Origin of the sequence: Prosthecobacter sp. (assembly GCF_014879935.1) — a bacterium.
Taxonomy (GTDB): domain Bacteria; phylum Verrucomicrobiota; class Verrucomicrobiia; order Verrucomicrobiales; family Verrucomicrobiaceae; genus Prosthecobacter.
In genome coordinates this window covers 21,971-48,688 of sequence record NZ_JACSRD010000143.1, presented here as the reverse complement: position 1 = coordinate 48,688, position 26,718 = coordinate 21,971, and the positions used below count along the sequence as shown (strand labels likewise).

The window sequence follows — 26,718 nt, the reverse complement described above, 5'->3', positions numbered from 1 at the left end:
GCTCCGAGGCCTCACCGCACATCCAGGCACACCACGCTGCCGTCGTTGTTGCGGCACAAAATGCGGCCGTGGGCCAAAACGGGTTGCACGTAGCTTTTCCCGCCCAGCACCTGAACACGGCTGAGGATGTCGATTTTGTCCGCGAGGAGCTTCGCGAGCACGAGCTCGCCTTTGCTCGTCAAAATGAGCGTGTGACCGTCATCACAGACCATCGCGCTGCCTTTGTCGATCTCGGCGGTCTGCCAACGAGAGAGGCCGGTGGCGAGGTCGATGAGACGCAGGTCGTTCACCCCGCGTTTCGCATCGTTGAATGCAAGGAGGTGGCCCTGCACCGGCACGCCGCTTTGGAAAAGCAGGCCCACCTCACGCTCGCTCCACAGCTCGGTGAGGGCCGTTTCATCCCACGCGAGCACGCGGCTGCCCATCGTGCCGGTGTGCGAGATGAAAAACAGATCGTCATGACGCACCGGCGTGGCGCAGTTGCAAAAATCACGCGTCTCCGTGGCGTGGCGGGCGAGCAGTTTGCCATCGGCGATGGCACGCAGCTCGAGTGCTTCGCCTTTGAAGAGCACGAGCAGCTTGCCGGACACAAACGGTGTCGCGTAACCGGCCTCGCCGCTGCCAGTCTGCCAGATCGTTTCGCCCGTGACGGCATCGAGGCAGACGTTTGAGCCTTCCACGCCGCCGACATCGAGATAGAGCCGGCCGTCATGCAACGCGGGACTCGTGGACCATCCATACACCGGCCGCTTGCCGCCGAAGTCCTTCAAAAAGCTCTTCTGCCACTTCACCGCGCCGTTTTGCGCATTGAGACAGAGCAGATCGCCCTCGCGGCTGATGATGTAAACGCGTCCATCAGCCACCGTCGGCGTCGTCGCGGGGCCGTAGGGCACGATGCTCATTTCGTGCGCCTTGGTCGGCACTCCAAAGGAGTGCTTCCACAGCGGCTTGCCTGTTTCGAGATCGAGGCAGAAGACCGTGTCGTGATCCGCGCTGTCGTTTCCACTCGTGAAAACGCGATCACCGACCACCGCGAAGCTCGCGAGACCTTTGCCCAGCTCCGCCTTCCATAGCACGGGCGGACCATCGGCGGGCCATTTCGTGTTCCAACCGGCCTCCGGCGTTGTTCCATCGCCGCGAGCGCCTTGATAGCGCGGCCAGTCGCTCTCGGTCTTTTTCGTCGTCGTGGTGAAAACCGGCGCAGGATTGGCTTTTCGCGTGCTGGCGGACTTTTTGGCTTCTTCGAGCAACGGAGCCGAATCTTTCGCCGGCAATGAAATGACCTCCGGCGGCGCTTTTTGGCCTTCACGGCTCTCACCACCGATGGCGATGATTTTTCCGGCTCCGCCACTCAGCAAGCGATGGAAGTAACGCGGATGCGCCAGCTTTGCGACGCTCACCCAGGCCTCACCGCGCAGCTCCAGCAGCTCGCCACTCACACCGCTCGCGAAAAGCCGACCTTCATGCGCCACAGCAGCGAACCCAAAGCCGCCAATTTTGTCCGCGGGGAGCTTGGGGCCTTCGCTCCACGTTCCCGTCGCGGAATCGAGCACGGACACCGCGGTGGTTGTTTCATCTTCATCGGTCATGCCGCCGATGGCATACACCTTCGCGCCGATGGCCTGCACCGCGAGCGCACGACGCTTGAATGGCTGCGGATGACTTTCCCAAGCCGCGTCCGCCTTGCTCAAATCGAGCGTGAGGTAGGTTTCATGCCACACGGCATCGCTGTCACCTTCCAAACGCCATCCACCGATCACGAAAAGCGTGTCACCGCACACAATGCTGTCGTGGCTGGAGCGTCGCTGCGGCAGTTTTGGCAGCGGATGCCACTTTCCATCACTCACGCGATACAGCGCCGCGGTCTCGCTCGACCACAGATCCTGCGCCTTGCCCTTTTCATTCCGCGCCGCCATGCCGCCAATGCGGATGACGCCATCCTTCGCCACCACGAGCGAGGCACCTTGTGCGGGCTCGTCTTTAAGCAGCGCCTCCCATTGCTCCGCTCCAGGTTTCCAGCGGAAGAGATCGCCATGCACCTCGTCGCGGTTGTACTTGTGGCGCTTGCCGCTGTGACCGCCGTAAAAATACAGCGAGCCATCCGGCGTGCCCGCCGCGCCAAAACTGGCGACCGGCAGCGGCAGATCAGGCGGCGTGTCAGATGCCGCGGAGGCCAGGGACGCGGCCAGCAGCAGGGAAAGAAGGGAAAAAGCTTTCATGGGGGACTTCTGCGATACTCCGGCTACGCGGCCGCGCTTGCGGCGGTTTGCGCAAAGCTGGCGGTGAAATGATGTGCGGATGATCAAGGATCACTTCCGCATGTAAACGAACCGCACAACCACGCCCACCGGCAGCGCCACCAGCACCCACGCGAGCCAGTCCCACACGCCTTCGGCGACGAGGGCGAGGAGGAGGCCGGTGAGGGTGGCGAGGGCGAGGAGAGCTGGGATGGCCCAGGTGGACTGGCGGAGATTGGCAATCATGACGCGGCGGGGGCTTCCTGGCGGTTTTTGAGCTTCAAAATGAAGAGCCACAGGCCGGTGATGCACAGGATGATGGTCAAAACGGTGAACGCGGCCCAGATGAGCTGCAGTGGCAGGCCCGCGTAGTCGCCGAAATGAAGCGGGCCGCTGACAAACAGCGCCTGGATGTACCACGGAGCGTTCTGCGACACCGTGAGATCACCCGTGGCGGCATCGACCAGGGTGAGCTTCGGTACGCGTTTGGCGATGCCCTCCTCGGCGGCCATGAAGACCGTGAAGTGGTGGTCGCCGGTGAGGGCGGTGCCGGGATAGACGGCAAACAACACGCGATGGCCCGGCCATGCCTGTCTGGCCGCGCCCAGAACCTGGTCGAGCGACACGACTTTCTCCGGCTTCGGCTTGTCTTTGAAGGGAGCCGTCATCGCGGCCAGATCCATGCTTTGATAGATCATCAGGATCGGCTTGCTGAGTTCCAGGACGATGCCGGTGAGGCACACCACACTGCACCAGGCCAGCGTGGCGATGCCGATGAGGTTGTGCAGGTCGAGCTGCTTGATGCGGCTGCCGCGATCTCGCCGGATCATGCCGAAGAGGAAGTTCCGCATGAAGGGAGCATACAAAACGGTGCCGCTGATCAGCGCGACGAAGAACGCCACGCCGACGAGCGCGAGGTAAAGCTCGCCAAAGAAGCCCGCGAAGAGGTTCGCGTGCAGCATGAGCACGAAGTAGCTGAAGGTCTCCTGCAGCTTCAGTTTGGAGACGGTGTTGGTGAAGCCGTCAACGGCCACGATCTTGCCTGCCGCGAAGTCGAAGCTGCCTGAGGGAGCCAGATTCACGAACACCAGCCCGGGATGGTCTTCATCCTCGAAATAGGTCAGCGGATGCGAGCCGGGCATCGTATCGCAGGCGGTTTGCACGATGGATTCAGCCGGCTGCATCGTCTGCCCTTCCGCATGCATTTCGGGCATGGTTCCGAGCATGTCCTCGATCTCATGATGAAAGATGAGCAGCAGGCCGGTGACGCTGAGCAGGAGGAGGTTCAGCGTGCAAAACAGGCTGCTCCAGCGGTGCAGCGTGGTCCAGCGGCGGGTGGCATTGGCGGTCATGGAAAGGGGGATGTGTTTCGTGGGAGGCGTTTTCAGATGATAAAAGCCGGGGGCAGGTCATGAGACCGCCCCCGGCCTGATAGATCCTCGAACCAACCAATCCATCAGAAGTCAAAGCGCACGCTGGCAAGGAAGGTGCGGCCTGGCGCGGCCTGCACCATGGTGGCCTGTCCTTGCGAGAAATAGATGTCGTTGTCGAAGAGGTTTTTCACGTTGAGTTGGAAGCGTGCCTTGCCGAGCTTGTAGTAAACCAGCGCGTCCGTCTGCGCATAGCCGGGCAGCGTGCCGGCGTTGCCGGGGGAGTTGTTCACGCGGTCGCTCATGAACAGGCCGCCGCCGAAACCGAGGCCCTTGAGCGCGCCTTCCTGGATTTCATAGGTGGTGAAGATGCCGCCGCTGTTTTCCGGCACACCGGGGCGGCGGCTGCCGCTCAGACCGGCGGCCTGGCTGCTGCGAATGCGGGTGTCGATGTAGGCGTAGTTGAAGGAGACGTTCCAACCCTTGGCAATCTCACCATTGAGGTCGAACTCGAAGCCGCGACTGCGCTCACTGCCACCGTTGATGGAAAAGAGCGGGTTGGCGGGATCAGCAGCAGCGACGTTTGTCTTGTCGATCTGGAAAAAGGCCAGGCTGGCGAGCAGACTGCCGTCAAAGAACTCCGCCTTCGTGCCAACTTCAAACATGCGCGAAGATTCCGGGTCAAGGCCTCCGCCACTGGCGGTGCGACGGTTGACGTTCTGCCAGGAGTTCGTGCTCTGGGCAAAGCTGGCGTAGAGGGAAACATTCGAGGCGGGTTTCACCACGATGCCGGCGGAAGGGTTGAAATTCAGCTGCTCGGATTCGGTGTTCGTCGTGGGGAAGAACGGGGAATTATAGAAGCTGAGCATCGATGCCTGGAACCATTCGACTCGCGCTCCCAGGGTCAGAAAAACTTTCTCATGAATGTTCAGACGGTTCATGAACATGGCGGACCATGACGCGGCATCGACGTCCAGAAACTCGTCGAGGGGGAAGGCACCAAAGATCGGTCCGGGGGCGAATCCGGTGTAGGCTGGGTTGAGGGGATCGAGCCGGGTGTGCGAATAGAGGGAGCGGTGTGTGTTGTTGCGCTGATAGTCGTACTCCAGGGACACCAGGAGATCGTTCTGGATGGCGTGGGCGAATTCAGCCTTGTAGAGGTGATCAAGGCGCACTGTGAAGTTCTGCTCCGTGAGTTGCAAATCCGCTGCGGCGCGGGGGAAGCCGGCGGGCACGGGTGGGCTGCCGAAGTTGAAGAGGATGAAGTAGCCGCCCTCCTGGCTGGTTTCCACGCCATGCACCGAAAGCGTGGTTTTGTGCGCGTCATTCCATTCGTGCTCCAGTTTGACAAGGGAACGGAAGCTGTCGGTGCCCATGCGGGTGAAATCCCGCTCCCCCATGAACCGGTCGGTCGGCACACCGTCGAACACACCGCGATTTTGATAAGGCAGACCGGGAGTGTTGATGTGGTCGTCGTGGCTGTACTCGGCTTTGATGCTCAGGGTCGTGCGCTCGGCGAGGTTCCAGCGCAACGCTGAGGAGACAAAGGAGCGGTCACCGTCCACTTGGTCGATGAAGCTGCCGCCCTGCTCGTAACCGAGATCCAGGCGCATGGCCAGAACCTCCGGCACTGCTGTCCAGTTGGTGTTCACTTGAGCGCGGTAGTATCCGAAGCTGCCAATCATCTGCTGGATGCCCAGGTTATTGTCGAACTCCGCGTCACGGGTGACGTAGTTCACGAGCCCACCGGGCTCTCCGCGGCCAAATTCGACGGCGGCAGGTCCTTTGAGCACCTCCACGCTCTGGAGATTGGCCACGTCCGTTGGCGGACCTGCATTGATCGTGACGGGATTCGAACCGGCGACGTTTCCTGCGCGGAAACCGTCCTTGATATAGTTCTGCTGGCGGAAACCGCGAACGATGTAGGTCTCGCTATGGCCGGTGTTATAGGCGCTGCGCTGCACGCCGCTGACGGTCTGGATGGCGTCCTGCGGATTCACGATCGCACGGTCTTGGATCAATTGCGGCGTCACGACCTGCACGGACCGGGCGGAGTCGATGACTGGCTCCTTCATGCGGGTGACCGAGGAGGGGGATTCCGCCTTGTAACCCTTGTCCTTCTCCGCCGTGATGACGACTTCGGGGAGTTTTTGCGGATTTTCCGTGGTGGCAGAGGCAGGCGGCTGGGTGGCGGGAGCCTGCGCAAGGGCGGCAGAACCCGCGCAAAGGGCGAGGAGGGTAGATAGGAGGGGCTTCATAGGAGATCGCGATTGAGACGCAATCTCAAATGAGAATCCACCACCTGACGGTCTATTTTCGCCGAATGGCGTTCATCTGGAACTGCTTCGGATTCACCCCGAAGTGCTCTTTGAAAAGGGCGGCAAAGTGGCTCGGATTGCTGATCCCCACGAGGTGGGAGGCCTCCAGAATGCTGGAAGCACCCGTTTCCAGCAGCCGCCGGGCCTCCTGCATGCGCAGGCGGCGCAGGTAGCCAAAAGCGGTGGTGCCGAAGGCCTGATGAAACCCGGCTTTCAGCTTCGATTCGCTCAAATGGAAGCGCCGGGCCAGTTCCTCGAGAGCAGGCGGCTGGTTCAGACACCCGGCAAGATGCTCCGCCGCCGCGTGAATACGCTCCAGCTCGGTTTTGGCCAAAAAACGGCCTTTTCCGGCCTGCGGCAGCTGCTGCGGCCTTTCCGTCTGCTCGATCATCTCGACGAGAAGGTCGATGCAGCGGGCCTCCATCGCCAGGGAACGCGTCAGGCCTCGAAAAGGGCAGTTTTGCATCTGCTGCACGGTTTCACGGGCACGGGCGGTCAGGGGCAGGATCAGGCAGCCGTCCCCTTCCCCGCGCAAAAAGCGGCCGAGCCGCGGATGCTGCTCCAACTCGCCCTCGCCGAACCATTTGAGTAATTGCTCCCGCTCGATGGCGATGGTGAGGTGCATCGCACCCGGCGTCGGCAGCGCCCGGTGCTCCACGATATGATCGCAGCGCAGCACCGCCATCGTCCCGCCGGGGCGGTCAAAGAGCTTCCGCCGGGCACCCACCACATCCTGCCACATGCCTGCGAGGGCGAAGGTGAAGACAAAAAAGCCCTGCCCCTCCACCCCGCAGAGTCGCACCTCCCGGTCAAACACCTCCGAGGCCCAATGCACATAAAAACCCTCCCGGATCTGCCGGGCGATGGTGTTTCCACGCAACCAACTGAGCTGCGGCGCATACTCCACCTCCGCCTCGTCCACCCCGCCGCCCGGCACCAGGGCATACACCTCCTCCAGCTCATGGGTGCGGATACGGCTCGTGCTCTTTGGGCGGCTCATGGGTGTGAAACAACGGACAACTTCTCATGATGACTCCATATTCCGATCCTGCGTGGGCTGATTTCGTGTCTGGATCATTTTTGCTCGTCAAACAAGCGCCGCGGCCAAAGAAAGCTCCACCGGGGGACACCGGGGTAAGCACCTCACTTTTCCACCCTCCAGCAGAGCGTGGCACTGTGGCTGGCCACATCATATTTTTTGCCCTGAAACTCCCCTGGCGCCTCCTCGGAGTAGCGGCCGAGATACAGCAGGCAGAGACCGGCGTTTTTCACCTCAGGCACCTGCACATGACCGGTGGCGTCCACCACGAGTTTCAGCATCTCCACGCCCGGCGCATGAAACTTCACCTCCGTGCCCGCCGGGACCGCTTTCCCGCGAAAACTCACAAAAACACGTCCTGCCACGCCTTCAGCCGGGAGCAGGTCCAGCGCCGCGCCGGAGGGCTTCAAAGCGGGACGCGCAGCCGGCCACCAGCGGGCAGTGAAAATCGGCCTTCTGCCCGAGCCACCACGCACCATGACCTCATAATCCGCCTGCCCCGTGGCTGCCTGCTCCGCCATGAGTCCTGCGAGCAGGTAGTGATCCGCTTTCTTTTCGAGCGTCACCGGTTTTGCCATGCCATCCGTCGCAGCGGCGGCCTGTGGAGCGATGAGCAGGTCGAGATTGCCCGGCGATTTCTCCGGTTCCTCTCCCCATTCTCCGAAACGCAGCGCCAGACCACCTTCCTCCAGCGGCTCGATCCACACCGCATGGGCAAAGAGGCGTCCTGGTGGCAGGGCTAAGATGAAAAGCGCCGCGAGGGCGAAACGAAGCGAGGAAAGCATGGAAAAGTTCATGAGGGATATGAGATGAGAGTGAGAGAAAGGGATCAACGCGGCAGCAGGTGACGAAAAGCCAGCCCCGCGAGAGCGGGAGGGAAACGGCGGAGCGTTTCGGTGAGCAGGACGGTGTTTTGGGCCTTGGAGCGGCGGACGGGTTTGGTTTTCATGGGGATTTAAGAGGACAGGGCGGTGAGACTGGACGCGGCGGATGATGTCTGGCGGGGTGGCCTGACCTCATGGCCGATGAGCACGGACAAGGCGGCGAGCATGGAGGCGATGCGCCGTGCTTGATTGAGCCGGGCTTCGCGGGAGAGCGGTTTGTGGCGGGTGGGTGTCTTCATGGTGGATCAATGGGGTAAAAGGATGAAAACCGGTGCGCTCAGCAGGCCGCCTCGCGCAGCCAGTGGTTCCACTGCTCGCGCTGGATGGGATGCGCCTCATTTCGCAGGCCCAGACCGGCGCGGAAGCGGCCGGTGGCATCGTAAATCTCCAGGCTCAGCACCTCGGAACCACGCAGCTCGAAACGCGTCACCCAGCACTGGCAGGCGTTCAGCTCATGCCGCAGCGTGAGCTGCGCGGCACTGGCAAAAAAGGTCGTGCCGCAGCAGCAGTCCGCCCAGTTGCCCGGGCACAGGCCCACGGGCAGAAAGACCGCCTCATTGCGCACGCCCACGCCCAGCGGCGCATCCGCCAGCGTCATCGCCCGCACCAGCGGCAGCACCGCGCTCTCCCGCACCTGCCACGCATGCTGCGGACCCGCCACCGCGAGCGCACGCAGCCGCGAGACACCCTCCATACCCGGGAAGGCACTCGTCGGCAGCGTGCGGCGCAGCCCGGACCAAAGGCTGCGCACCTCGCGGGCGTCCGGCTCCCCTGCCAACAGCAGCGAAGCAGCGGCTCCAGACGGCCCGAAATGCGCGATGTGACGCGGCATGGCATGACGGCGCGTGAAATCCTCGAAAGCGACCACGTCACTGTGATTCGTGAGCATGAGCTTCAGGCAGCCTTCACCCGAACGGTCGAAAAATTGCAATGAAGCCGTCATCCGCCCGCCTTCCACCGGCTCCATCGCGGCGAGCACCCCGCCGAGGTTCGCCGGGCACAGTTCAATGCCAGTCTCCAGGCACACCCATTCGGCCGAATCCGGCACGGCGGCAAAACGCAGCCGCCCCACCGCCGTGGCCGTCGTCACCGGCCCGGAGGGTGCGCAGGCCATCATGAGGCCGATCTTTTCGAGAGCCGGCAGCAGCCGCTCCCACCGGGCATCGAGCTGCGCATGCGCACAGCCGGTTTCTTCATCGAAAGTCCAGCAGGCAGGCGACATGCGATCCACGTCGAGTGCGCCACGATGAAAACTGAAGGCGATGCGGGAGGTTTTGTGGGTGTTTTCCATGTGGTTAAAAAGTTTCAAATACGGGAGGCCTCAGGCTGCCAGCAGCGCGCGTTCTTCCTCCAGCGCGGCAAAAACACCTTCGATCCAGCGGTCAGCCCCGTCGTCATAGTCCGTGTCACAGTCCGCACGCGGGTAGAGGCGGGTGCCGCCGAGCCTTTCGAGCGCGTCATCGTAGTCCTTGCCACACTTGCAGAACTGGTCGTAGCAGGAGTCGCCGAGGGCAAGCACGCTGTAGCGCAGGCGGGTGAACAGGACGCGTTTCGAGTGCACCACGGCCTCGTAAAAGGCCTCCGTCCCGTCCGGCGGGTCACCATCACCGTAGGTGCTGGTGGTGAGCAACGCGGTAGGGAACTGGGTGAGCACCTCCGGCTCCGTGGAGGCCATGCTTTCGATGGTGACATCATAGCCACGCGCACGCGCCGCGTCCGCTGCGCGTTCCGCGCAGATTTCCGCATTGCCCGTCACGGTGCCGAAAAGAATCAGAAGAGGTTTTGCCATGTGACACCATCCTGGCATGGGCTGCCGGGCCATGCTTTTGCGTGGATGCCGTAAACTGGTGGTGATTTGCGCCGAGTGATGGAGCGGCTCAATTCACCACCAGTTTGTGTCAAAAGAACCGCAGCACATCCTGCGTGCTGCATTTACGAAAGAGTGCCATGCCCAGCCGCTTCCAGATATCCGCCCGCCAAATCGGCGAACTCTACGACTGCGCCTCCACGCCGGACGGGCGTGAGGCCGTGGCCAGGCCGCGCGGCCCCTGGGCCTCGGGCGCGGTGCATTTCCACCAGGCGCGCTCCTGGGCGGCCATGCACTGGAGCAGCGGGCGCTTCGACACGGACGTGTGCGTGCAGGATGACGAGGAAGCCCCGCCGGCGGTGCTCATGGCCTTTGCCATCGAAGGCGCGTGGCGGGAGCGGCATCTCGGCCAGACGCAGGATTTTGGCCGCACCGGTGGGCAGATGAGCCTCATCCACGGCCCCTCGCTGCAAATGCATTGCGCCCTGCGCAGCGAGCGCTCCACCCATCTCACCGTGGCGCTGCGGCAGGACCGACTGCTGGAGTATTTCGCGGAAGACCGCTCCGCAGGCGTGGCACGGCTAATGCGTCTGGCGCGGGGTGAGGGGCGGCCGGACATCACGCTGCCGCTGAGCCTCGCGGCGCGCAACGCGGTGGAGCAGGTGCGCCTGTGCCCTTTTCAGGGACCGGCGCGGGGTCTGATGCTGGAGGCACGGTTCGCAGACCTGCTGCTGGAGATGGTGCAGGCCTTGTCCGGTGATGACGACTGCCGCCGCTGCCAGGCACGGCTGCTGCGCGCTGATGAGGAAAAAATCCGCTTTGCCGCCGACCTGCTGGTGCGCCGCATGGAACAGCCTCCTTCGCTGGCAGAGCTGGCGCAGGCGGCCGGCCTCTGCGAGAGCAAGCTCAAGCGGGGCTTTCAGCAGATTTTCGGCACCACGGCCTTTGGCTATCTGAAAACACGGCGCATGGAACATGCGCGCACTCTGCTGGAGTCCGGCGCGGCCTCCGTCATGGAGGCCGCGCTGAGCGTCGGCTACTCCAATCCGAGCCACTTTGCCGCCGCCTTCCGCCAGCAGTTCGGACAGAACCCGAAAAAGCTGCAATTGACCGCCGGCGGGCGGAATCATGCCGTGGCGGGGTGGAATCCGCCCGCCTGAAAAGCGGATGCTGGCCGCCCATGAAAATCCAAACTCTCTCCCGAGCCAGGACAGGCTCCATGAAGCCTTCCACCGCCCGCATGGCCGCGCTGCTGCTGTGCCTCACCGCCAACGCCGCCTTGGCGCAGCAGGTCAAAAAGACCGAGGAGCCAAAGAAGCTCGACGAGGTCATCGTCGAGGCCGAGAAAGAGGCTCCGCCCACGCAGATCACCATCAAGGCAGAGCAGATTCAAAACACGCTGGCGATGGATCTGGACGATCTCTTTGCTGGAAACCCGCAGGTGCTCGTCGGCGGCGGCATCCCGGCGGCGCAGAAAATCTATGTGCGTGGCTTTGAGGACAAGCTGCTCAATGTCTCCATCGACGGCGCTACGCAGGCCGGCTACCTGACGCATCATCAGAGCCAGTTCATCATCGTGCCGGAGCTGATGCAGCAGGTCACCGTCAGCGCCGGCCCCGGCGCGGCCACCAACGGCCCCGGCACGCTGGCCGGCAGCATCCGCCTGGAGCACAAGGGCGCGTCAGACTTCCTCAAGGAAGGCCAGGATTTCGGCATGTTCCTCAAAAGCGGCTACCACAGCAATGGCGACGGCTTCCAGCAGACCGCCGCGCTCTACGGCCGCATCTCCGAGAACTGGAGCGCCCTCGCCGCCTTCACCTACTTCGACGTGGGCGACTACAAAGACGGCAACGGCAACACCGTGCCGCTCACCGCGCACACGCAGCGCACCGGCTTCCTCCGCGTGGACGGGCAGCTCACCGACGAGCAGAAGGTCACCCTCACCTACGAGCGGGCGGAGGACGACGCCGTGTACTTCCACCGGCCGAACTTTTCCGGCTTCTTCGCCCATCCGCGCGCCTCGAACATCCCCGTGGCAAACAATTCGCTGCGGGACACCGCCACGCTCAAGTATGAGCTCGATCCCGACAGCCAGCTCGTGGACCTCAAGGCCACGCTCTTTTATTCGAACTACCGCATCGACCGCGAGACGCAGTACGAGCTCGGCGTCGAAAGCCTGGGCTTCGACCTGCGGAACACCTCCACGCTCGGCCGCCACGCCGTGACTTACGGCATGGACTACCGCCGTGACTTCACCGAGTTCACCGGCAAGGGCCGCAGCGTCGGCTTTGCCCTGCCGATCACCTACACCACCGCTCCGGACGAGGTTCTCGGCATCCTCGGCCTCTACTTCCAGGATGAATGGCAGGTGCTCGACCCGCTGACGATCTCCTTCGGCCTGCGTTACGACAACTACGAGTTCACCGATTTCCTCGGCCAGAAATTTGGCGACAGCGGTTTCAGTCCGAACGTGGGCGTCACCTGGCAGGTCACGCGGCCTCTGGCGCTCTATGCGCGTTACGCGCAGTCCTTCCGCGGTGTCACGCCGATCGACTCCATCACCCGCTCTGAAGGCGGCACCACCAACCGCCCCGGCACCAGCGGAGAGACCGCGCACAATGTGGACGGCGGCTTCCGCTACGATGACGGCACTTTCTTTGGCACCGGCTCCGTGTTCCATCAGGCCATCGACAATGCCATCGTCACCAGCGGCGCCACGCGTGGCAACGGCGGGCGCCTCGAAAGCTGGGGCTACTTTGCGGAAGTCGGAGCGCGTCATGACGGCCTCGAGGCGCGCTTCAGCGTCTCGCAGTCCTTTCCGCGCTTCAACGGTGCGGCGCTTTCGGACGTGGACTTCGGCTTCGGCACCGCCACGGGCCGCGCCTGGCGTGCCAGCGTGGACTACACGCACCAGCCCTGGCGTCTGACCTGCGGCTACGAGTTGCTGTATGTCGAGGGCTTTGACGCCGTGCCTGCCGGCATTCCCGGCAAGTCTCCCTACTGCGTGAGCAACCTCTACGCGAACTGGAAGCCGCTCAAATCAAAGGAACTCACTCTCCAACTCGCCATCACCAACCTGTTCGACCGCTTCTACGTCGATCAAACCACCTCCGGTTTCAACGCCACGCTCGGTCGTGTGTCCGGCCTGCCCGCGCAGGGCTTCGGGTTGCGTCTGGCGGTGGCCTACCAGTTCTAAAATCACCTCCCCTCATGCGCCTCACCTGCCTTCTTCTGCTCTCGCTGGCACTCACCGTCCGCTCAGCCTCGCTGACCGATGTCACGGGCCGCGTCGTCGAGATCGAAAAGCCCGCCACGCGCGTGCTGCTGGGCGAGGGGCGCTTTTTATCCGCCATCGCGCTGCTGGAGCGCGATGACCCGGCGGCGAAGATCGCCGGGATGCTCGGAGACTTTCCGTTGGTTGATCCGGCTGGTTACCGGCACTTTGTCACCGCCTTTCCAGCGGTGGCGAAGGTGCCGACCTTTGGCCGCATCACCGAGGACACGGTCAGCGTGGAAAGCATGGTCGCTTTGCAGCCGGAGGTGGCCGTCTTCGGCCTCGGCGGGCACGGGCCGGCCGCGCATTCGAAGGAAACGGTCGAAAAACTCACCGCCGCGGGCGTGAAGGTCGTCTTCATCGACTTCCGCAGTGATCCGCTGGTGAACACGCCGAAGAGCATGCGGCTCCTCGGGCAGATTTTTGGCCGCGAGGCCGAGGCGGACGAGTTTGTCCGCTTTTACGAGACGGAGCTGGAACGCGTGGCCTCGCGCCTGAAGGACGTGAAACACAAACCCGCCGTCTTCATCGAAAACCGCGTCGGCTTGAGCGATGACTGCTGCGGCACCATGGCTCATGGCATGATGGGCCGCTTCATCGACTTCGCAGGCGGCGACAACATCGCCAACGCCCTCATCCCGGGCGAGTTCGGCACGCTGAGCCTGGAGCACCTCCTCGCCGTGCAGCCGGAAATCTACATCGGCACCGCCATCGGCTCCAAAGCGACCGCCGCAGGCCAGACGATGCGCATTCATCTCGGCGCGGAGGCGGATGAAAACACCGCGCGTGAATCGCTCCGTCACGCCCTCACGCGCACCGGCATCGACCAGCTCACGGCGGTGAAGAACGGCCGTGCGCATGCCATCTGGCATCATTACTACAACTCGCCGCTCAACGTCGTCGCCGTGCAGGTCTTCGCCAAATGGCTGCATCCGGAGCTGTTCGCCGATCTGCGGCCGGAGGAGACCCTCAAGACGCTGCACACGCGTTTTCAAAAACTGCCGCAGGCCGGTGTGTTCTGGATTTCGCTCACGCCATGACCGCTTCAGGGGATGGCTATCGCGGCATCGTGAAGCGCCGTTTTGTCTTGTTGCTGGCCGCTCTGGCCGCCGTGGTGGCCGCCTTGATGCTGGATGTGGGATGGGGACCTTCCGCCTTTGCCTGGCAGGATGTGCTGCGCGGCCTGTTTGACCGCGAATCGCTCACGGCGGCGCAAAAAGTCATCCTGTGGGACATCCGGCTGCCGCAGGCGCTGCTGGCCGTGCTCGTGGGCGCGGCGCTGGGGCTCTCCGGAGCGCAGCTTCAGACCGTCCTGAACAATCCGCTGGCCAGCCCCTGCTCGCTCGGCCTCACCGCCGCCGCCACCGTCGGCGCGGCGCTCGCCATCATCGGCGGATGGCATGCCGGCGGCCCAGGCCAGCATGTGATGATCCCGTTGCTGTCGTTTGCATGCACGCTGGCGGCGGCGTGGCTCATCCTCGTGCTCGCCCGGCTGTTCGGTGCCCGGCCGGAGATGGTGGTGCTCTTCGGCATCGCGCTGTTTTTTCTCTGCAACGCGCTGGTGGCCCTGCTGCAATATCTCGCCGCCGCCGATGCGCTGCAGCAGGTGGTGTTTTGGACGATGGGCAGCGTCACCCGTGCCTCCTGGATCAAAAACGGCATCCTCGCCGCCGCTCTGGCGCTGCTGCTGCCGTGGATTCTGCGTGACGCATGGCGTCTGACCGCGATGCGTGCTGGGGAAGAACACGCCGCCAGCCTCGGCATCCCCACGGAGCGGCTGCGGCTCGTCTGCCTCGTGCGCGCCAGCCTGCTCGCGGCGCTGGCGGTGTCGTTCGCGGGTGCCATCGCCTTCATCGGGCTCGTGGGGCCGCATCTGGCGCGGCTCGTGTTTGGCGAGGATCATCGCTTCTACCTGCCGGGCAGCGCGGCTGCGGGCGCACTGGTGCTTTCGCTCGCCGCTATCGCCAGCAAGGCGCTCGTGCCCGGCGCGGTGCTGCCCATCGGCATCGTCACCGCCCTGGCCGGCATCCCGCTGCTCGTGACGCTGCTCTTCATGCAAAGGAGGCGCTCATGAGCCTGGAGAAAGGGCTGCGCATCACCGCATTGCACGCCGGTTATGGCGCACGTCGTGTGTTGGAAAACATCGACATGCCGCCCATCGCGCCCGGCAGCCTCGTGGCCGTTCTCGGAGCCAATGCGGCGGGAAAACCCACGCTCTTGAAAGCCGTGGCCGGACTGATTCCCGCGCAGGCCCGCATCCGTCTGCACGACCGCGAATTGAGCCAGCTCCCTTCCCACGAACGTCTGCGCCGCATCGGCTACCTGCCGCAGGTGCTGCCGCAGCCGAGTTCGCTCCTCGCGTATGAATTGATCCTGGGATCAGCGCGTGCCGCAGGCCTCGCCCACGACGAAGAATTGGAAAAACGCATCGCCAGCGTGCTGTGTGGTCTGGGACTCCAAGAACTCGCGCTGCGTCCCGTCGCGGAGCTCTCCGGCGGCAAGCGCCAGCTCGTCGGTCTGGCGCAGATTTTCGTGCGCAGGCCGGAGCTGCTGCTGCTCGACGAACCCACCAGTGCGCTCGACCTGCGCTGGCAGATGGAACTGCTCGCCAGCCTGCGCCGGAGCACCCGCGAGCACGAAACCATCGCCATAGTCGCCCTGCACGATCTGAATCTCGCGCTGCGGCATTGCGACCTCGCCCTGATCCTCGCCGAAGGCAGCCTGCTGGCCTGCGGACCCACGGCGGAGGTCATCACGCCTGAAATCCTGCGCCGCGCCTGGCACATCGAGGCCCGCGTGGAGCGCTGCAGCCTCGGACATCCCGTGCTGCTCATCGATCACCCTTTGCAGACAGACACCACACCTCCCGCCGCATGACCCGCATCGAAACCCGCATCCAAACCCCGCTCGCCAGCCGCTATCTCGAAATGCTCTGCCGCCACTTCAGCCGCAAAGTACCCTCCGAATGGACCGCCACACGCGGCGTGGTCGATTTCAAGCCCGGCGCCTGCGAGATGCACGCCGATGAAACCACGCTGCGCATCACCTGCGCCCACGAGGAGCCTCAGGCCGTCGAACGCATGCGCCACATCGTGGACGATCATCTCGTGCGCTTCAGCAAGAAGGAAGGCTTCAGCATGGTCTGGCAGCCCGCCGCCGCGTGACGCTCACTTCTTCTCCACCACCCAGGTCAGCGAGACGCTGTGACTGGCGATGTCGTAGGCGCTGCCTTGGAAAAAGCCCGGCACCTCCTCCGAAGAGCGAGCCAGCGTGAGCATGTGCAGGCCCGGAACCGCCTCCGGCAGCTTCACGAGGCCGTCTTTGTCCGAAACGAGGTCCGTGGAGGCTTTCGGCGACCAATGCGTGAGCTTCACCTCCGGCACGGGTTTGCCGCGAAACAACACGCGCACCTCGCCAGGCTTGCCCGCAGGCACGAGATCGAGCGTGAGGGCCGGCTGTGCCTCCCAAGCGCCCGCAGGCTGCCAGCGGGCGTAAAAAATCGGGCGGCGGGCGGGCTTGTCGCCGGATTTCATGACGCCGAAGCCCGTCTCCACCTGCACGACCTGCGCGGGCTTCACGCCACCAAGGTCAAAGCGGTCGTCTTTTTTCGTGACGACGAGTTGCTGCGGCTTTTCACCGCCCGCCGTGCTCCATGCCGTCGTGGTGGTGAGCGAATCGAGATGGCCGGGGGACTTCTCCACCTCGTGGCCCCATTCGCCAAAATAGACGGCCAAAGCGCCTTCCTTCGTTGGCTCGATCCAGACCGAGTGAGCGAGAGCCGAGTTCGGCATGATCATAATGAAGGAAGCGAGGACGAGGGAGAAGGAGGTGAGTCTCATGACACACTTCTTTCGTCGATGGTGAACGCGGCGCTTGGGATGAAATGATGAAAACTGGCGGTGAAATGCTGAGTCCTCACACGGTGCTCAAATCATCAACAGTCCCCGGCAAACCATGCAAAGCATGAAGCCGGCTCAATGACATCCGTGGAGACGCCATGCAGTACTCCAATCTCCACACACGTCTGAATTTCCGCCCCACTCTCAGCCCCGCGCTGCTGCGCCGCATTGAGGAATGCCGCCGCCGCACCATGAAAGCACGCACGCATGCGGAAAAAATCGCGCTGGCGGCCAAGCTCGAAACCCGCGCCTTCGCTCAATCATGAACCGGCTTCAAACCAGCGCGGCACAGCGCTGCCTCTTTCGAAATGAGTGTGTCCAGGCCCACTTGCTGGGTCTGGATCGACGCTGTCCGTGTTTTGAAGAATGTGTGCAGGATGAAACAACCGTCGTCGTCACCTACGGGTCCGCCGCAGCTTTTGTGGATGGTGCGGAAGTCATGCTGCGCTGCGGCGAACGCCTGCGCGTGCCTGCCGCCTGTCCGCTGCGCCTCGTGGCACGTTCCGAGGCCGACGTCCTGCTGCTGCGCTGTCCTGCGGCCGGGTGATGACGCTGGTTTGCGCAGTTTTTGCGGTGGCATGACGTCAGACGGCGGGCGGCGCAAATGAACGGCAGTCTTCGTCATTCCAGCCGAAGCACGGTGATTCGCGGAAGCCTAGACACCGGGCCGCATGAAAACATCGACCGTACTCCCGTTCGCTCTCTGCCTGTTCGCCTGCTGCCTTTCGCTGCACGCACAGGAGGTGCCCAAGACAGAAGCAGAAGAAACCAGGCTGACCAAGACCGGCAACCCCACCGGCGGCGTGATGCCGGAGATCGTGGTCATCGCGACGCGCACCGAACACTCCGCCATGGACGTGCCGGCCTCCGTCGCCGTCCTCGATAATGATGCCAGCGTCTTCTCCCTGGCCACCAGCATGAGGGACTACCAGCGCTATGAGCCAGGCGTGAGCCTTTCCTACGGCGTGGGCGGCACGGGACCCGGCGCCAATTCCCGTGCCGGGACCTCCAGCATCAACATCCGTGGCATGGATGGCAACCGCGTGCTGATGACCGTGGACGGCGCACGCCAGCCGGATGTGTTTTCGTTTGGAGGCGCTTACAACATCGGCCGCGACTACCTTGATGTGGATTCGCTCAAGCAGGTCGAGATCCTCAAGAACTCCGCCTCGTCGCTGTATGGCAGCGACGCTCTCGGCGGCGTGGTTTCCTTCACCACCATCGATCCGTCCGACCTGCTCGACCTCACGGGCAACGACTTCGTCACCCGCGTGATCAATCGATACGACTCGGCGGACGATTCATGGGGGCACACGTTGAGCACCGCGCAGCGTGCGGGCAATGTGGAGTGGCTGCTGCATTACACACGGCGTGACGGCAACGAACTCGACAATCGTGGCGCCATCCAGCCCGATCCCAGCAGCTATAACGTGAACAACTGGCTGGCGAAGCTCGTGTGGACCCCTTCCGACCGCCATCGATTTGAGCTCACGGGCGAGTACCTGGAGCGCGAGAGCGACAACGACCTCGTCAGCACCCGCCGCACCTTCCTGAGCGCCGGTTTTCAGTTCCGGACGAATGTCCACCTCCTCAATGACGACCTCCATCGCATGCGCTTCAGCCTGGAGCATCAATTCGACGCTTCCAGACTCGGCTGGCTCTTCGACAAGGTGACTTGGAACGCCTACTACCAGAACTCGGAGACACGCGAGCACATTTATGAGGATCGCGACCGGCTGACGCCCACGTTCCACGATCGTCTCCGCATTCGTGATTATCTTTACCGTCAGGATCACGTCGGCCTGAACCTCAACTTCACCAAAGACCTCGACGCAGGCGCGGTGAAGCACTCCCTCGCCTATGGCGCCGAACTGGTGACCTCGAACGTGCGTCGTGTGCGTGATGCCACGGAGTTCAATTTCACCACCAACACGCAGACGAAGGTCCTCACCCCGGACACCTACCCGCTGAAGGACATGCCGGACACACGCACCTCACGTGCCGGCCTTTACCTTCAGGATGAAATCTCCTGGGGTGAAAACGGGCGCTACCGCCTGACGCCTGGTGTTCGTGCAGAGTACTATGGCGTGAGCACTTCGATGGACCCGCTTTACAGCAATGCCAGCGGCGGGCGGGCGCCGCAGGACTTCGAGCAGTTCGCCGTCGCCCCGAAGCTGGCTTTCCTCGTGAAGTTTGATGAGGAGCACGCCGCTTACGTCCAGTATGCCAGCGGTTTCCGCAACCCAAGCGCCGAGGAACTCAACGCCACGATCACAAACATTCCGTTCGGCTATCAGACCATTCCGAATCCAGATCTGGAGATGGAGACGAGCCACAGCTTCGAACTGGGCGTGCGCCGGCAGGGAAAGCATGCCTCCTGGAACCTGGCAGGCTTCTACAACTACTACACCGACTTCATTGAGACCTTCCTCCTGGTCGGCGGCACCGGTGCCCCTGGCGACCCTCTTATCTACCAGAGTACCAACCTGTCGTCGGCGGAGATATTTGGCGTCGAGTTCAAGGGCGAGGCGGATCTCGGTTTCATCTCGGAGGCGCTAAGCAATTTCGGCCTGTTCGGCAATGCCGCCTATGTCCAGGGCTACGACGGCCAGTATAAACAGCCGCTCGCCAGCATCGACCCGTTCAAGCTGGTCACCGGTCTGCGCTATCGCCGTGACACGTGGCAGGTGGAGCTCGTCTCGACCTTTTTTGCCCGCCAGAACCGCAGTTCATCGATCCCGGGCGGCATCCGGCAGTTTGAAGTCCCGAGCGCCTTCACCCTGGACCTGGTGGGCCGCTGGCAGATCACGAAAAACGTGAGCCTCAACGCCGGCATCTACAACCTGACCAATGAAAAACACTGGCGGCATCAGGATGTCCGCGGCCTCGACACCTCCCGTGCGGATCTCGACCGCTTCACGCAGCCCGGCATCAGCGGCCGCGTGGCGCTGACAGTGCTGTTTTGAATGTGTCCCGCCGCCATGAGGGGGCAGGACTCCCTGGCGGGCGGGGCGAGTGGTGTCGCCTCGTCCGCCGCTGGTGCGTGAATCGCGATTCAGCCGCAACGATTGGCTTCCGATCCGTCAGGGAGGTGGTTATGCTCGCCACCATGTCCCTGCCGACCTCGTTCACGTTTCACACCACCCGCTGGAGCCGGGTGGTGCTGGCACGCGAATCCTCCACCGAAGGCCAGGAGGCCCTGCGGCAGCTCTGCGCGGCCTACTATGCGCCGGTGATCGCCTTTCTGCGTCGCGAGGGCCGTGCGGAGGATGAGGCCCGCGATCTGGCGCACGATTTCTTCGCCACGGTGCTGGCAGGCAGCAGCATCACGCAGGCGGAGCAGTCACGCGGGCGGTTCCGCTCCTACCTGCTCGGTGCCGTGAAGCATTTTCTCTCCCATCGACGCGAGGCGGCGATGCGTCTGCGGCGTGGCGGCGGTGAGAGCCCGGTCTCACTGGATGGGGAGGACGCACCCACGCTGGCAGACGCCTCCCAAATGTCCCCGGACGCGGCTTTTGACCGCGAATGGGCGCTCACCGTGCTGAATCGTGCGATGGAGGCCCTGCGTGAGGAGCAGCACGCCGAAGAAAAGGGCGCGGTGTTCGAGCAACTGCGTCCCTGGCTCAACGGCGACGCGGTTCATGGCGAACAAGCAGCGCTCGCCGCATCTCTGGGCGTGAATGTGAACACCCTCAAGGCGATCACCAGCCGTCTGCGGCAGCGTTTCAGGACTCTCGTGCGGAGGGAGATTGCCTCGACGCTGGAGGATGAGTCTGCGGTGAATGAGGAGATGCAGGTGCTCTTCGATGCTTTGAGAAACCGCTGAAGCGGACGTTTTTTTCGCAACGATTCCGCCGACACGCGTCAAGCAGCCCGCATGAGCCCGCCTTCCCCTCCTTCCAGCACCCGGTGCACGCGCTGCAATGACCTGCTTCCCGCCGGTTTTCAGCCGGGACTCTGCCCCGTCTGCCTGATGGATGTGGCCATGAGCCCCACGCAGGATGCCACGGGGCCTGTGGCACCGCCCCAGCCGCCGCTGACGCCGGAGGACCTCGCCCCGCACTTCCCGCACCTCGAAATCCTCGCCTGCATCGGCCGTGGTGGCATGGGCGTGGTTTACAAGGCGCGGCAGAAGGCGCTGGACCGCATCGTGGCCCTCAAGCTGCTGGCGCCCGAGCAGAAGAAGGACGCGGCCTTCGCCGCACGCTTCGCACACGAGGCGCGGGCGCTCGCCGCGCTGAACCATCCCAGCATCGTCACGGTGCACGATTTCGGGGAGTCCGGCGGCTTCTACTACCTGCTGATGGAGTTTGTCGATGGGGTGAACCTCCGTCAGGCGATGCAGGGCTCGCATTTCAGCCCGGAACAGGCACTGGCGATCGTGCCACCGATCTGTGATGCGCTGCAATACGCGCACGAGCACGGCATCGTGCATCGCGACATCAAGCCGGAGAACCTTCTCATCGACAAGGCCGGCCGTGTGAAGATCGCCGACTTCGGCATCGCCAAAATGATGAGCGGCAGCCCGGTGGAGGCCGGAACGGCCGCTGCGGATGCCAGCAGGTCTCGTGCGACGATCGTGGCGGGCACACCGCAGTACATGGCGCCCGAACAACGGGACGCGGCAGCTCGTTCCGATCATCGCGCGGACATCTACTCGCTCGGTGTGGTGCTGTATGAGCTGCTCACGGGCGAGCTGCCTTCCGGCCAGCTACCGGTGCTGGCGGAACGCACGTCCATGAGCACGCAGATCGACGAGATCGTGCGCCGTGCGCTGCAGCAGGATCCCGAGCAGCGTTTTCAGACCGTCGCCGAGTTTCGTACGCATCTGGACACGCTGGCAAAGACGCCGCCAGAGCCACAAATCTACCCACGGGAAAGCTACGAGCGCTGGTTTGGCCGTCTGCTTCGCACCGTCGGCTGGCCGTGGCTGCTGTTTGGCCTGTTATGCTTGGTTTTGCCCTTGTTCGACCGGCGTGAATGGACCCTGCAGCCTGAACGATTGACCGCTGGTTTCTTCGAGAAGCAGATCCCGAATCTCCTGGGCCTCGTGGCAGCCTGGATATTGATCTGGCGCACGCGCTTGCTGATCCGGTTGAGTTACCGCACGCTTATCTTGCCGCCATCGCCAGTCAGGGAGGTCTTCGGCATCGCGCTGAGGCTGCTGGGCCTGTGGCTGGTCGTTCTCGGAGCCAGCTACCTGATCGAGTTCACGCCGCGGCTCTGGAATGCCTGGTCCGACACCAGTCCGTATGCCTATGAGTCACTGCGCTGGGGTGGGCTCATCAGCGGCCTGGCGGCCTTGCTCACAGGAGCGGTGCTTTTCCGTTTCGAGCACACGCTCTCTCCCATTCTCCATCATTTGCCGAAGCCGGGTACGCCGCCGTTTCTGCCAGACGCTGTGCCGGCCGGCCGGAAAAAAGTCTCCCGCCATGCTTTGGCGGGGGCCGCCATGTTCGCACTGCTGGGCTGGTGGGTGTTTTTCGCCGGCGGCATCATGATGCGGCGTGCAGCCGAATCCCCGGAGTGGAGCTTTGACCGGTGGAGCGGGAATCTGGCTGTATCGGTGGTGACCACATTGCTGGCCACCGTTGTCACTCTCATCGGCATCGGGTCGGTGAACATCATCCGGTCCTCCGCGGGCAGGTTGACCGGCCTCGGACTGGCTGCTGCTGCCGCGCTCGCCCTGCCACTGTTTCTGGGGAACCTGGTGCTCGCAGTGGTGCTCTTCGTCGCCTTGATGGGAAAGCTCGGCACGCAGCGCTACCTGGAGGACGGAACGGTGACGACCATTCCGCCTGATTCAGGGCCGATCATCGCGGCCGTCGGATGGACGGCTGCGGCCGTTTCCATCGTGGTCTGGCTGTGGTTCTGGAAAAGGCTGCGCCAGATCGCGCCGCCACCGCAGCGGCCGCCTGTGAGCCGATATGCGGGCCGTCGATGGGTTCTCCCGCTGGTCCTGCCGTTCGCCGGCATGTCATGCCTGTTTTACATTTTGACCACCCGGCCCGCGCCTCCCAAAGCGGAGTTTCTGGAGAAACACTTCCCACGGCTCGTCGAAAGGCACGTCAATCTCTGGCTGATCGCCAATGGCTACACGCATTCCCAGCCGCAGAACACCCTGGAACTGCCTCCTGAGGGACGCATGAAACGACTCGTTCTTCAGGACCTCCAAGGTTCTGCAGGTCGGAAGTTCACCTCGGGTCCTTACCTCCAGTGGACCAAGAATGGCGTGCTCATGTCTGGCTCGGATACCGAGTTCAGGGTGCATGAAACCATCTACAGAATCGCCCAGGTCCCGATTCGCCGGGAGGTGGTGCTGGAATCACCCGAACAGGGCGGCGATTGCCTGCTCCGTCTGTGGCCGCTGGACACGCCCACGCCTCCAGCCATCCTCCTGCAGAAACTGCGTGATCCGAATGCCCTCTTGTCATCCGATGATCAGGACTGGCTGCGTGAAAACAACGCGAACCTGATGCTGCTGCCCGGTCCGGAGGGTGGCTTGAAGCTTTTCGACGGCAGCACGGCCGTGATCACGCGTGACCAGCCTTCCGGCTTCGATTGGATGACCATTGATGATCGACAGCTCGCAGCAGCCTTGCGCCAGGCACGCGACACCAGACCTGCACGCGGTGGCTTCACGCTGATCCATGAGCGTTCCCCGGCTGTCCTAGCCTTCGTCACCCATCGTGTGTCAGGCATCCTCGAGGTGCTGGGACCGTCCAAGCCGGGCGCGGCGGACATGAAGCTGCGCATCCATGTCATTCACTTCTCGCCGTTCCGTTGAACCGCAGTCGTGTGGTTCAAGGCTTGCGCAAAATTTCCGTCCTCCCGCTTCCTGCGGCGACGATTCGCAGTACATCGCCAAACTCCAGGGCGATGCTGCCATCGTTCCAGGTGTCGAGCAGCGGAACGTGCTGCTCACGGGCGAAATCCACCAGCGACTGCGGAAGGGTCGTTTCTGCCTCACGCGGGTCGCTGCCACACACCAGGACGCGTGGCCGGGCCTTGAGCAGGAACTCGCGGCTCATCGAAACATCGTGCTCGTTCTGGCTGCGGATGAGCACATCGCACTGAAGGTCGGCGGCGCTGTTCACGAGCGCCTTTTCCGCCCTCCAGCCGGCGTCACTCATCCACAACACACGCCAGGGGCCGATGTGGGCCATCAACACGGCCGCACGATCATCGCCACGCGCATTCTCCACCTCCATCGCCGGATAGAGCACCTGTGCCGTGATCTTGAGGCCGCCCTGCTCCGCCAGTGTGACACGTTCATCAATGCGCAACTTCCGCAATGCCGGCGCACGCGCGTTTTCCGCAAGGCGGCGCAATGACGACAGCGATGAATCGAGCCGCCCCGGCTCCTGCGTGCTGCAGAACAACCGCGGAACGCCAAACGTCTCGATGACCTTCTCGATGGCTCCCACGTGATCCGCGTCGTTGTGGCTGAGGAAGACGCCTTCGATCCGGTCAATGCCGTTCGAGTGCAGATAGGGCCTCAAAACGCGGCGGAAGCTCGTTTCATCGCCTGTGTCGAACAGCCAGTGCCTGCCACCGGCATGAAGGTGGCTGGCCGCGCCGCCATGCGGCAGGTCGAGCACCCGCCAGACGGCTGGAGTCACGGCGCTGCCGGATGCCGGCTGAAAATGAAAATTCCCGCCCGGCAGGTTTGCGAACCAGGCGGCGCTGGCGATCATCGCCTTCGCCAGCGCCCAGTTGATGTTGTTGAGGACGATCTGCACGCCCGAGAGATGCAAAACGGCCGCGCACAGGCTCAAGCACGTGGCTCCGAGGCAGAAGAACGACAGCGGCACCAGCACGCAGTTGGCGATGACGGCGACAGGCGTCACTGATTGGAAATGACCGAGGATGAACGGCAGGCTGCCGATCCACGCGGCGATGGAGACGCTCAGAGTGCCTGCCAGCCACAGGCGGAACTGGCTCCACAGCCGCTGCCGCCCGTTCGCGAGCTGCGGCGGCAGGAAGGGATCCAGCCTTGTGAAGGGAATCATGCGCTCCAGCAGCGGCCCGGAACCGGCGGAGCTGATCCACAGCACGCCGAAGGACAACTGGAAGCCCGGCATGAAGAGCTGGTGCGTGTCCGAGCCCAGCAGCAGCAGCGCCGCGGCTCCGAGGCTGTTTTGCAGCGAGGATTCACGATCCACCAGTCCCCCGCCCGAAAACACGGCCACCATGAACGCCGCACGTGCCGCGGATGGCCGCCAGCCGGTGATGAACGCATACACAAACACCAGCGCGATCATCAGCGGCAGCGAAACACCGCGCCGGATGCCGCTCTGCCGCATCAGGGCGAGCACGATCACGCCCAGCAGGCCGACATGAAGACCGCTGACGGCGAACACATGCAGCGTGCCGCTGTTCCGGAATGCGTCCTCGATCTCATCGTCCGCCTCGGCGGAGACTCCGAGCGCCATCGCCCGGATGACGGCCGCAGTCTCAGGATCATCCTCCAGATCCTCGCTGAGGCGTGCGCTGATCCACTTCCGGCAGCGCTCCGCTGTCTCCAGAAACTCGCAGTACCATGACTCGCCGCTGTGGCCGATGAAGTGCATGTGCCGCGCCTCGAACCGGGCCACGCGTCCGTTGCGCAACGCGAACTCCTGCGCGTCGAAGGTGCCGGGATTGGATGCGGGGCGCGGCAGGTAGATCTCGCCCGTCAGTTCATACACACCTGCGCCGGGAAAAGGCATGCCGGAGGGCAGGCGCACCAGCACCGTGGCCGTTTGTGCGAAGGAACTCGCCCGTGCGGGAATCTCCACATGCTGCGTGGTGCAGACCGCATGGGCGCGTCCATCCGCTGTGGTGTCGAAATCCGGCAGCAGACTGCCGCGAATCGTCGCCGGCAGCGGTTTGTCGGCTGATTGCAACGCCAGCCGCAGCGGATGGCGGAAGGTCTCCTCCAGCCGCGTGTCATGGATGAAGGCGAACAGCATCGCCACACCGGCGGTCAGGAGCCAGGCACGCCCGCAGAGGCAGGCCAGGCCGAGCACGGCGGCCGTCGTGATCACGAACGACGTGCTGCCGCCAGTCAGCCAGCGGAACTCGGAAGCGAGAATGCCCGCGACAGCCGCCAGGGCCAGAACCATCAAGGGGTTCGCTCGCGGCCAGGACTGGAACTTCGCGAACATGGCCCCGGGAAGGTGAATGCATCCTCAAGCGGCCGTCCCACCGGAGGCGGCGGCCCTGGCCCGCTGGTCCATGAGCAGCTTGTACTGCGCCTGCTCGATTTCGGTCATCTTGTGGTGGGCATTCGCGCTGTGGCGCGTGTTGGGGAAGTTTCCGATCACCTGCTCCAGCATGTCACGGGCGGCATCGAAGTCATGGCGGTGCTTCAACTGCACATCGGCGATGCGGAACATGATGAAGGCGGCGTCATCCACCGGCCAGTCGCGGCTTTGCAGATGCTCCTCCAGCACGCGCAGGGCGGCGTCGGTGTCATGCAGGCGTTCCGCGTGAATCTTGGAGATTTCAGCCACGGGGAAGGGGTCCTCGGGCTTCTCCTCCATCATCTTCTCGTAGTGGCCGATCGCCCCTTCGTAGTCTCCCTGGGAGACACTGACGGCCGCCTTCGTCATCTCATCCTGCTCCACCTTCTCCCCGGAGGAGAACATCGCCTCGCCCATCGCGTCGCCGATCCATGGGATCAGATACTTCACACTCAGGATGCCGCCGATGAGGCCGACCACGATCACAAACACCAGCTTCATGCCATCGCTGGCGTCTTGCACCATGTTCCAGAGGATCATGACAAGCAGGACGGCCAGGATCGCTAGGCAGGCGCGGATGATGAGGGTGCGGTCGATGTTCATTGGGCAAAAGAGTGCGAGACGCTATCAAACCGCCCTCTTTCCGCCAAGCGCGAAGTTCAT

The 26,718-nt window shown here is 63.4% G+C and carries 23 protein-coding genes; 11 read left to right on the top strand and 12 right to left on the bottom strand.

The genetic code is table 11. From position 1 onward, the window contains the following. Positions 1-11 precede the first annotated feature (11 nt). From IAE77_RS13180 to IAE77_RS13140, 9 genes are all read right to left on the bottom strand, one after another. A complete protein-coding gene (locus tag IAE77_RS13180) occupies positions 12-2,219 on the bottom strand; it encodes a PQQ-binding-like beta-propeller repeat protein (protein ID WP_294227200.1) in 2,208 nt (735 codons plus the stop codon). 90 nt (positions 2,220-2,309) lie between these two features. After that, the gene (locus tag IAE77_RS13175; RefSeq protein WP_294227198.1) at positions 2,310-2,483 is read right to left on the bottom strand and encodes a hypothetical protein; all 174 of its coding nucleotides are present in this window, start codon (positions 2,481-2,483) and stop codon (positions 2,310-2,312) included. Continuing rightward, positions 2,480-3,589, bottom strand: a complete 1,110-nt coding sequence (locus IAE77_RS13170) for a PepSY-associated TM helix domain-containing protein (protein WP_294227197.1) — start codon at positions 3,587-3,589, stop codon at positions 2,480-2,482. The genes IAE77_RS13175 and IAE77_RS13170 overlap by 4 nt, the downstream gene beginning before the upstream one ends. A gap of 104 nt (positions 3,590-3,693) precedes the next feature. After that, positions 3,694-5,865, bottom strand: a complete 2,172-nt coding sequence (locus tag IAE77_RS13165; RefSeq protein ID WP_294227195.1) for a TonB-dependent siderophore receptor — start codon at positions 5,863-5,865, stop codon at positions 3,694-3,696. Between the two features lie 52 nt (positions 5,866-5,917). Then, positions 5,918-6,925 (bottom strand): helix-turn-helix transcriptional regulator, encoded by a 1,008-nt coding sequence (locus IAE77_RS13160; protein WP_294227193.1) that lies wholly within the window; start codon positions 6,923-6,925, stop codon positions 5,918-5,920. A 143-nt stretch (positions 6,926-7,068) separates the two neighbouring features. Beyond that, entirely contained in the window at positions 7,069-7,761 is a 693-nt protein-coding gene (locus IAE77_RS13155; RefSeq protein ID WP_294227191.1) for a hypothetical protein, read from the bottom strand. Between the two features lie 158 nt (positions 7,762-7,919). Further along, positions 7,920-8,087, bottom strand: a complete 168-nt coding sequence (locus IAE77_RS13150; protein ID WP_294227189.1) for a hypothetical protein — start codon at positions 8,085-8,087, stop codon at positions 7,920-7,922. A gap of 38 nt (positions 8,088-8,125) precedes the next feature. Continuing rightward, entirely contained in the window at positions 8,126-9,139 is a 1,014-nt protein-coding gene (locus tag IAE77_RS13145) for a hypothetical protein (RefSeq protein ID WP_294227187.1), read from the bottom strand. Between the two features lie 30 nt (positions 9,140-9,169). Next, positions 9,170-9,637 (bottom strand): flavodoxin domain-containing protein, encoded by a 468-nt coding sequence (locus tag IAE77_RS13140; protein ID WP_294227185.1) that lies wholly within the window; start codon positions 9,635-9,637, stop codon positions 9,170-9,172. 158 nt (positions 9,638-9,795) lie between these two features. Between IAE77_RS13140 and IAE77_RS13135 the strand changes: the two genes are divergently transcribed. The 6 genes from IAE77_RS13135 to IAE77_RS13110 are packed head-to-tail and all read left to right on the top strand — an operon-like array spanning position 9,796 to position 16,093. Continuing rightward, complete coding sequence (locus IAE77_RS13135) at positions 9,796-10,815, top strand: AraC family transcriptional regulator (RefSeq protein ID WP_294227183.1); 1,020 nt, start codon at positions 9,796-9,798, stop codon at positions 10,813-10,815. A 59-nt stretch (positions 10,816-10,874) separates the two neighbouring features. Further along, the gene (locus IAE77_RS13130) at positions 10,875-12,851 is read left to right on the top strand and encodes a TonB-dependent receptor (protein WP_294227181.1); all 1,977 of its coding nucleotides are present in this window, start codon (positions 10,875-10,877) and stop codon (positions 12,849-12,851) included. 14 nt (positions 12,852-12,865) lie between these two features. After that, positions 12,866-13,969, top strand: coding sequence for an ABC transporter substrate-binding protein (locus tag IAE77_RS13125; protein ID WP_294227179.1), 1,104 nt, complete (start codon positions 12,866-12,868; stop codon positions 13,967-13,969). Then, positions 13,966-15,003 carry an iron ABC transporter permease gene (locus tag IAE77_RS13120; RefSeq protein ID WP_294227177.1) on the top strand — a complete coding sequence of 346 codons (1,038 nt, stop codon included), beginning with the start codon at positions 13,966-13,968 and terminating at the stop codon, positions 15,001-15,003. The genes IAE77_RS13125 and IAE77_RS13120 overlap by 4 nt, the downstream gene beginning before the upstream one ends. Continuing rightward, the gene (locus IAE77_RS13115; protein ID WP_294227176.1) at positions 15,000-15,806 is read left to right on the top strand and encodes an ABC transporter ATP-binding protein; all 807 of its coding nucleotides are present in this window, start codon (positions 15,000-15,002) and stop codon (positions 15,804-15,806) included. Before IAE77_RS13120 ends, IAE77_RS13115 begins: the two co-directional genes overlap by 4 nt. Further along, complete coding sequence (locus IAE77_RS13110; RefSeq protein WP_294227175.1) at positions 15,803-16,093, top strand: DUF2218 domain-containing protein; 291 nt, start codon at positions 15,803-15,805, stop codon at positions 16,091-16,093. Before IAE77_RS13115 ends, IAE77_RS13110 begins: the two co-directional genes overlap by 4 nt. A gap of 3 nt (positions 16,094-16,096) precedes the next feature. Here the strand turns inward: IAE77_RS13110 and IAE77_RS13105 are convergent, their stop codons facing one another. After that, positions 16,097-16,768 carry a hypothetical protein gene (locus tag IAE77_RS13105; RefSeq protein WP_294227173.1) on the bottom strand — a complete coding sequence of 224 codons (672 nt, stop codon included), beginning with the start codon at positions 16,766-16,768 and terminating at the stop codon, positions 16,097-16,099. A 158-nt stretch (positions 16,769-16,926) separates the two neighbouring features. On the opposite strand from IAE77_RS13105, the gene IAE77_RS13100 reads away from it, so the two are divergent. The 5 genes from IAE77_RS13100 to IAE77_RS13080 all read left to right on the top strand — a co-directional run bounded on the left by IAE77_RS13100 (position 16,927) and on the right by IAE77_RS13080 (position 23,615). After that, entirely contained in the window at positions 16,927-17,094 is a 168-nt protein-coding gene (locus IAE77_RS13100) for a hypothetical protein (protein WP_294227171.1), read from the top strand. After that, on the top strand, positions 17,091-17,375 hold the full coding sequence (locus IAE77_RS13095; RefSeq protein ID WP_294227169.1) for a hypothetical protein: 285 nt from the start codon (positions 17,091-17,093) through the stop codon (positions 17,373-17,375). The genes IAE77_RS13100 and IAE77_RS13095 overlap by 4 nt, the downstream gene beginning before the upstream one ends. A 124-nt stretch (positions 17,376-17,499) precedes the next feature. Beyond that, complete coding sequence (locus IAE77_RS13090; RefSeq protein ID WP_294227167.1) at positions 17,500-19,794, top strand: TonB-dependent hemoglobin/transferrin/lactoferrin family receptor; 2,295 nt, start codon at positions 17,500-17,502, stop codon at positions 19,792-19,794. A gap of 143 nt (positions 19,795-19,937) precedes the next feature. Then, the gene (locus tag IAE77_RS13085; RefSeq protein WP_294227164.1) at positions 19,938-20,654 is read left to right on the top strand and encodes a sigma-70 family RNA polymerase sigma factor; all 717 of its coding nucleotides are present in this window, start codon (positions 19,938-19,940) and stop codon (positions 20,652-20,654) included. Positions 20,655-20,705: 51 nt separating this feature from the next. Then, positions 20,706-23,615, top strand: coding sequence for a serine/threonine-protein kinase (locus IAE77_RS13080; RefSeq protein WP_294227162.1), 2,910 nt, complete (start codon positions 20,706-20,708; stop codon positions 23,613-23,615). 16 nt (positions 23,616-23,631) lie between these two features. On the opposite strand, the gene IAE77_RS13075 is transcribed toward IAE77_RS13080, so the two are convergent. After that, complete coding sequence (locus IAE77_RS13075; protein ID WP_294227160.1) at positions 23,632-25,977, bottom strand: ComEC/Rec2 family competence protein; 2,346 nt, start codon at positions 25,975-25,977, stop codon at positions 23,632-23,634. A 24-nt stretch (positions 25,978-26,001) separates the two neighbouring features. Beyond that, complete coding sequence (locus IAE77_RS13070; RefSeq protein WP_294227157.1) at positions 26,002-26,658, bottom strand: tetratricopeptide repeat protein; 657 nt, start codon at positions 26,656-26,658, stop codon at positions 26,002-26,004. Positions 26,659-26,718: the final 60 nt, after the last annotated feature.